At 56.1% G+C, this 6,973-nt stretch carries 5 protein-coding genes and 1 pseudogene; 1 reads left to right on the top strand and 5 read right to left on the bottom strand.

The window, feature by feature from the left end; all coding sequences use genetic code 11:
- Positions 1 to 201: 201 nt before the first annotated feature.
- A pseudogene (gene mdtD, locus JNO11_RS19665) lies at positions 202 to 1,600 on the top strand (multidrug transporter subunit MdtD); the annotation flags it as partial.
- Here mdtD and rbsR read toward each other — a convergent pair.
- The 5 genes from rbsR to rbsA form a co-directional block, all read right to left on the bottom strand.
- Positions 1,601 to 2,584, bottom strand: coding sequence for a ribose operon transcriptional repressor RbsR (rbsR, locus tag JNO11_RS19660; RefSeq protein ID WP_031292583.1), 984 nt, complete (start codon positions 2,582 to 2,584; stop codon positions 1,601 to 1,603).
- A gap of 13 nt (positions 2,585 to 2,597) precedes the next feature.
- Complete coding sequence (rbsK, locus tag JNO11_RS19655; protein WP_033780801.1) at positions 2,598 to 3,527, bottom strand: ribokinase; 930 nt, start codon at positions 3,525 to 3,527, stop codon at positions 2,598 to 2,600.
- Positions 3,528 to 3,589: 62 nt separating this feature from the next.
- Positions 3,590 to 4,465 (bottom strand): ribose ABC transporter substrate-binding protein RbsB, encoded by an 876-nt coding sequence (rbsB, locus tag JNO11_RS19650; protein ID WP_031590976.1) that lies wholly within the window; start codon positions 4,463 to 4,465, stop codon positions 3,590 to 3,592.
- A gap of 25 nt (positions 4,466 to 4,490) precedes the next feature.
- Positions 4,491 to 5,462, bottom strand: a complete 972-nt coding sequence (gene rbsC / locus JNO11_RS19645) for a ribose ABC transporter permease (protein WP_010258841.1) — start codon at positions 5,460 to 5,462, stop codon at positions 4,491 to 4,493.
- Positions 5,459 to 6,967: a ribose ABC transporter ATP-binding protein RbsA gene (gene rbsA / locus JNO11_RS19640; RefSeq protein ID WP_010258843.1), complete on the bottom strand. Its 1,509-nt coding sequence runs from the start codon at positions 6,965 to 6,967 to the stop codon at positions 5,459 to 5,461. The genes rbsC and rbsA overlap by 4 nt, the downstream gene beginning before the upstream one ends.
- Between the last annotated feature and the right edge of the window lie 6 nt (positions 6,968 to 6,973).

Raw genomic sequence — 6,973 nt, 5'->3', positions numbered from 1 at the left:
GTTTCCGCGGGCTGACAAGCGTTTCTTTGAATTAATTTGCTGAGCGCATCTTTTTTTAAACGAACGGCTTAAAAAGAGACGTTTCATGACGGAATAACGCACAAAAATCGCCATTAAACGTTGTAAAGAGACCTGCCGTTGCTTAATGCGGGTGCTATTATTTTGCTTCTTCTCGCAGGATAACCCCAGGAAGGATACTCAATGATAAAATCCGCGCGCAGCATGGCTGGTTTGCCATGGATAGCTGCCATGGCCTTTTTCATGCAGTCACTCGACGCCACCATACTGAATACTGCCCTGCCCGCTATCGCCACCAGCCTCGACCGTTCTCCTCTGGCCATGCAATCCGCCGTCATCAGTTACACCCTGACTGTCGCTATGTTGATTCCGGTCAGCGGCTGGCTCGCCGATCGCTACGGCACGCGCAAGGTATTTATCGTTGCCGTTTCGCTGTTCACCCTCGGCTCGCTGGCTTGTGCACTTTCTCCCACACTCCAGGTACTGGTCATCTCGCGCATCATACAGGGCGTCGGTGGCGCAATGATGATGCCGGTCGCGCGACTGGCGCTGTTACGCGCCTATCCGCGCAGTGAGCTCTTGCCGGTGCTCAACTTTGTCACCATGCCGGGATTAGTTGGCCCGATACTGGGGCCAATGCTGGGCGGCGTGCTGGTGACCTACGCGACCTGGCACTGGATTTTCCTGATTAATATCCCGATTGGCATTCTCGGCATTATCTACGCACGCAAATATATGCCGGACTTCACCACGCCGAAGCGCCGCTTCGACTTTTTCGGCTTCTTACTGTTTGGGGCCGGACTGGTGATGATCTCGATTGGGATTGAGCTGTTTGGCGAGCGGATTGTTTCCGCCTGGCTGGCGGGCGGGATATTACTCAGCGGGATTGTGCTTTTGCTTCTTTATATAGTGCATGCCCGAAATCACCCTTCGCCACTGATCAATCTGCCGATGTTTAAAACCCGGACGTTCTCAGTGGGCATCGGTGGCAACATCGCGTCACGTCTTGGCACCGGTTGTGTGCCCTTTTTTGATGCCGCTCATGTTGCAGGTCGGCTTTGGCTATTCAGCGATTATCGCGGGCTGCATGATGGCACCCATCGCCATTGGTTCAATACTGGCGAAGTCGACGGTGACGCAACTGCTGCGCTGGCTGGGTTACCGCCGCCTGCTGGTTGGCATTACCGCCATTATTGGCATTCTGATCGCCGGCTTCTCTCTGCAGTCGCCCGCTGAAAGCATCATTGTGCTCTTACTTCCGCTGTTTATTCTCGGCATGGCCATGTCTACGCAGTTTACCGCCATGAATACCATCACCCTGGCCGATCTGAATGATGATAACGCCAGCGGCGGTAACAGCGTGCTGGCCGTGACTCAGCAGCTAGCGATCAGTTTTGGTGTGGCCGTCAGCGCCGCGGTGCTGCGCTTCTACCAGGAGTTTGAAACCAGCACCATTTCACAGTTCCACGCCACGTTTATGACCATGGGCGTGGTAACAGTACTGTCGGCGCTGACCTTTATGCTGCTGAAAAACGGCGATGGCCGTAATCTGATCAGTAATCGCGACAAAAAAGAAAAAGCGCTAAACCGATCCACGCACCACCAGTTCCGGCGTCAGCACCAGCGTTTGCTGACTGGCGTCGGGATTGCTGAGACGATGGAGCAGGGTGTCTATCGCCAGTTCACCCAGCGCATCTTTCGGTTGATGAATGGTACTCAGTGGCGGAGTGAGATAGCGCGCCAGTTCGATATCGTCATATCCCATTACCGCCATCTGCTGCGGAACCTGCATGCCGGCCTGGTAAAGTGCGTGATAAACGCCCACCGCCATGGCATCGTTGCTGGTGAAAACCGCTTCCGGCGGCGTTTCCAGCGCCAGCAGTTCGACCATCCCGTTGTAGCCTCCCTGGAATTCAAAGTCACCATTCACCACATAGCCGGGCAGAATCGCCAGGCCACTCTTTGTCATGGCGTTGCGATAACCTTCCAGGCGCATACGAGCCGGGGTTTTATCCTGTGGACCGGCGATACAGGCGATGCGGGTATAACCACTGTCGATAAGATGCTGAGTCGCCAGCTCCCCGCCCAGCAGCGCGTTATCCTGAATAATGTCACCACGGCCTTCAAACGGCGCCCAGTCCATCATGACGGCAGGTATAGAGGGATAACGGTTCAGAATGTCGGCCGAGGGCAGGTGACTTTCCGTACACATGATCAATAAACCGTCGACGCGCTTCTGCATCAGCGTTTCCAGGCTGCGGTTCATCCGCTGTTCATCACCTGCCGTGTTACAGAGAATCAGGCTGTAGCCACGCTGATAGCAGCTCTCCTCCACACCCCGCACCACTTCGGCATAAAATGGGTTACTACTGGTGGTCAGCAGCATACCAATCGTGTGCGTCTGATTGATTTTCAGACTGCGCGCCAGCGCAGAGGGGGCGTAATTCAGATGGCGGATGGCCTGCTCAACTTTTTCGCGCACGCCTTCACTAACAAAGCGATTGTTATTGATAACGTGCGAGACAGTGGAGGTAGAGACGCCCGCCAGGCGAGCGACATCTTTCATGGTGCTCAAATGCTTAGCCCTGCTGCTGCAAAAATTCATCGATCTCCGCGCGCCACGGCACGGAGGGCTGCGCTCCCGAGCGGGTAACGGCGATAGCAGCGGCGGCATGGGCAAACCGCACCGCGTCATACATCGTTTTCTGCTCCAGTCGCGCGGTGATAAAGGCGCCATTAAAGGTGTCGCCCGCCGCGATGGTGTCGATAGCTTTAACACTGAAGCCAGTAATACGCTGACCTTCTCCCTGCTCGCTCAGCCAGACACCGCGGCGACCCAGAGTAATCAGAACCGTGCCGATACCTTTCGCATGCAGTACTGCCGCAGCGCGGGCGGCATCTTCATCGTTGCTGACCGCAATGCCGGTCAGACTCTCGGCTTCGGTTTCATTCGGGGTAATAATGTCGATCAACGCCAGCAGTTCATCTGAGAGCTGGGTGGCGGGTGCAGGATTGAGAATAACCTGCGTCTGATGCTGTCGGGCAAGCGTCGCGGCGGCCAGCACACTTTCCAGCGGTGATTCCAGCTGCATTAATAGTGCATCGGCGTCGGCGATAACCTGCTGATGGCGCGTCACGCAGGCGGGTGTTAACGCCGCGTTTGCACCGGAGTAGATGCCGATGTTGTTCTCACCGTCACCATTGACGAAAATCATCGCCACGCCGGTTGACTCACCCTCGACCACTTCGACCGGCGTAGTATCAATATTGTCCTGGGCCAGTTGCTGACGAACACGTTCACCAATGTCGTCAGCGCCCACACAGGCGATAAATGCGATATCGGCACCAGCACGACCGGCGGCGACAGCCTGATTCGCACCCTTACCGCCAAACGCAATCTGATAATTCTGCCCGATCACCGTTTCACCGGGACGAGGAAAGTGCGCCAGATTAAGGATGTGGTCAGCGTTAATGCTGCCAAGAACGGCCAGTTTTGCGTTTTTGCTCATTAGGGGAGTCCGGAATAAGTGCGCCACCAGGAGGGTGGCGCAGTGCCCTGCTTTTCTTTGAGTTATTGAGTGACCAGCTTCAGGTCGACCGGGTTGATCGCCTTCACTTTTTCACCCTTCAGCACTTTATCAGCGGTATCTACGCCGATCATGCCAATTTTGTCTGGCATCTGTGCCACAGTCGCGGACAGTTTGCCACCTTCTACCGCTTTAACGCCATCAGCAGTACCGTCAAAACCAACGACGATCACACCAGTTTTACCGGCGGTCTGCAGCGCACGCAGTGCACCCAGCGCCATTTCGTCGTTCTGAGCGAATACGGCCTGAACGTCCGGGTGTGCCTGAAGCAGGTTCTGCATGACGTTCAGACCTTTGGTACGGTCAAAATCGGCTGGCTGGCTGGCGAGAATCTGGAATTTATGCGCATCAGCGGCCTGTTTGAAGCCTTCGCCACGCTCACGGGCGGCAGAAGTCCCGGCAATGCCCTGCAGTTCGATAATTCTGGCGTTTTCGCCGACTTTTTTGGCGATGAAGTCGCCGGCCATTTTACCGCCGAAACGGTTATCGGAGGCGACGTGGCTGACAACGGTGCCCTGTGCCGCAACGCGATCCAGCGTGATAACCGGGATGTTCGCCTGGTTAGCCATCTTCACCGCATTGCCCACAGCATCAGAGTCGGTTGGGTTGATCAGCAGCAGTTTGGTGCCGCGAACCGTCAGATCCTGCACGTTAGCCAGCTCTTTCGCCGGGTTGTTCTGTGAATCAAGCACCACCAGGTTGTAGCCCAGTTTGTCCGCTTCTTTCTGCGCGCCCTCTTTCAGCGAAACAAAGAACGGGTTATTCAGGGTTGAAACCACCAGCGCGATAGTATCTTTAGCCATAGCGCTGGTACTGAGCGTTGCGCCAAGGATCACGGCCAGTGCGGTTAACTTTTTCATCATGTCATCCTGTGTAAGGTCAGAGTTATTTACTGCTTTTATTATCTACCAGCACCGCCAGCAGGATTACTACCGCCTTAACGATCATCTGGTAGTACGAAGAGACGCCCATCAGGTTCAGGCCGTTGTTCAGGAAGCCGAGGATCAGCGCGCCAATCAGGGTGCCGAAAATACGGCCCTTACCGCCGGCCAGGCTGGTTCCGCCCAGCACGACCGCAGCAATCGCATCCAGCTCATAGCCGGTACCCGCTGTCGGCTGTGCCGAAGAAAGGCGCGCCACTTCAATGGTGCCTGCTAGCGCTGCCAGCATGCCACTCAGTGAATAGACGATGATTTTGACGCGATTCACATTGATGCCGGAGAGACGCGTTGCCGCTTCGTTACCGCCAAGCGCATAGATATAGCGACCCAGACGGGTGTGCTGCAGCATGTACCAGGCAGCAATAAAGACCAGCGCCATCAGCCAGACCGGCGCAGGGATACCCAGCGGACGACCGATACCAAACCAGCCCAGCAGATCGGCATTGGCATTAAAACCCGTGTTTACCGGACTGCCATCGGTGTAGACCATGGTGACACCACGCAGCAGCAGCATCATGACCAGCGTGGCGATAAACGCCTGCACTTTGCCGCGCGCCACAATGGTGCCGGTCAGGGCACCGATTGCCGCTCCCAGCGCCAGCGACGCCGCCACCGCGACCAGGGCATTGACCTCCATACCCACCAGCGATGCACCCACCGCGCCCGTCAGGGCCAGCAGCGATCCTACAGAGAGGTCGATACCAGAAGTCAGGATCACCAGCGTCATCCCGACCGCCATAATGGCGTTAACCGAGGTCTGCTGCAGAATGTTGAACAGGTTCGCCACGGTAAAGAAGTTCGGGCTCTGGCTGGCCACCACGGCGATCAGCACCATCAGCGCAATCAGCGACTTCTGTTCCAGTAGCCAGCTTTTGCTAAACCAGCGACGGCTGGCAGGTAAAGTTTGGGTCGTCATACCACTAAATCCTCGCTGTGTTGCTTGCCTACGGCGGCTGCCATCAGGCTCTCCTGAGTGGCTTCTTCTCGGGTAAATTCGCCGCTGATACGGCCTTCATGCATCACCAGAATCCGATCGCTCATGCCCAGCACTTCCGGCATTTCCGAGGAGACCAGAATGATGCTCAGCCCTTCGGCTTTAAACTGGTTAATCAGTTGATAGATCTCTTTCTTCGCGCCGACATCCACACCGCGTGTCGGTTCATCCAGAATCAGTACGTTAGGCCGGGTCATCAGCCCGCGGGCAATCGCCACTTTCTGCTGGTTGCCGCCCGAAAGCAGACCAATGGGCTGCTCCATTGAAGGCGTTTTAACGTTAAACAGCCGGATAAAGTCGCCCACGGCCAGCTGCTCTGCCGCATGTTTCAGCGTGCCGCTGCCGTGACTGAAATAGCCTAACGCTGTCAGCGACATGTTCTCTTTTACTGACATGCCCAGCACCAGGCCATCGCGCTTACGATCTTCGGAGATATAGACGATGCCGTTAGCCAGCCCATCCTGCGGTGAGCGCGTCACCACTTCCCGACCATTGAGCCACAGTGTGCCTTCGCGACGCGGCAGGGCGCCGTAAAGCACCTTCATCAGTTCGGTACGGCCCGCGCCCATCAAGCCAGACACGCCGAGAATTTCACCTTTGCGCAGGCTGAAACTGACGTTATCCACGCCCGGTCCGCTGACGTTTTCCACTTTCAGCCGCACGTCGCCTGGCGCCTGATCAATATGGGGATATTGATCTTCCAGCTTACGGCCGACCATCATTTCGATCAGGCTCTCTTCGGTCAGTTCGCTGACCGGGCGTTCAGCAATAAACTGACCGTCGCGGAACACCGTGACGTCATCGCAGATCTCAAAGATCTCTTTCATGCGATGCGAGATATAGACGATGCCGCAGCCCTGCGCTTTCAGTTCGTTGATCACCCGGAACAGCGACAGCGTTTCGGTATCAGTCAGCGCATCGGTCGGCTCATCCATGATGATCACCTGCGACTCAAAGCTCAGGACTTTGGCGATTTCGACCATCTGCTGATCGCCAATCGACAAATCCCCCACCAGCTTGTGGCTGTTGAAGCGCAGATTAAGCCGTTTAAGCAGCGCATCGGCTTCGGCATACATACGCGGCCACTGGATACGGCCAAAACGGCTGACATATTCGCGGCCGAGAAAAATATTCTCCGCCACGGTTAATTGAGGGATCAGGTTCAGTTCCTGATGAATGATGCCAATACCCGCTTCCTGAGACGCTTTCGGCCCGCTGAAACGGGTCTCTTTGCCCAGCCAGCGCAGCGTACCGGCATCATATTGATAGATGCCGGTCAGCACTTTCATCATGGTGGACTTGCCTGCGCCGTTCTCGCCCACCAGCGCCATCACGCGTCCTGCCCGGACATTCAGCGACGCCCCCTTGAGGGCTTTCACACCCGGAAAGGATTTTTCAATGCCGTCGAGTTGCAGTAAAAGTTGCATAGCGGC

Origin of the sequence: Pantoea sp. 1B4 (assembly GCF_016925765.1) — a bacterium.
Classification (GTDB): Bacteria; Pseudomonadota; Gammaproteobacteria; order Enterobacterales; family Enterobacteriaceae; genus Pantoea; species Pantoea agglomerans.
This window is presented reverse-complemented; position numbering and strand designations above follow the sequence as displayed.

Coding starts and splice junctions, on each gene's coding strand:
- rbsR (WP_031292583.1), bottom strand. CDS start 2,584: ATGAAAGATGTCGCTCGCCTGGCGGGCGTCTCTACCTCCACTGTCTCG.
- rbsK (WP_033780801.1), bottom strand. CDS start 3,527: ATGAGCAAAAACGCAAAACTGGCCGTTCTTGGCAGCATTAACGCTGAC.
- rbsB (WP_031590976.1), bottom strand. CDS start 4,465: ATGAAAAAGTTAACCGCACTGGCCGTGATCCTTGGCGCAACGCTCAGT.
- rbsC (WP_010258841.1), bottom strand. CDS start 5,462: ATGACGACCCAAACTTTACCTGCCAGCCGTCGCTGGTTTAGCAAAAGC.
- rbsA (WP_010258843.1), bottom strand. CDS start 6,967: ATGCAACTTTTACTGCAACTCGACGGCATTGAAAAATCCTTTCCGGGT.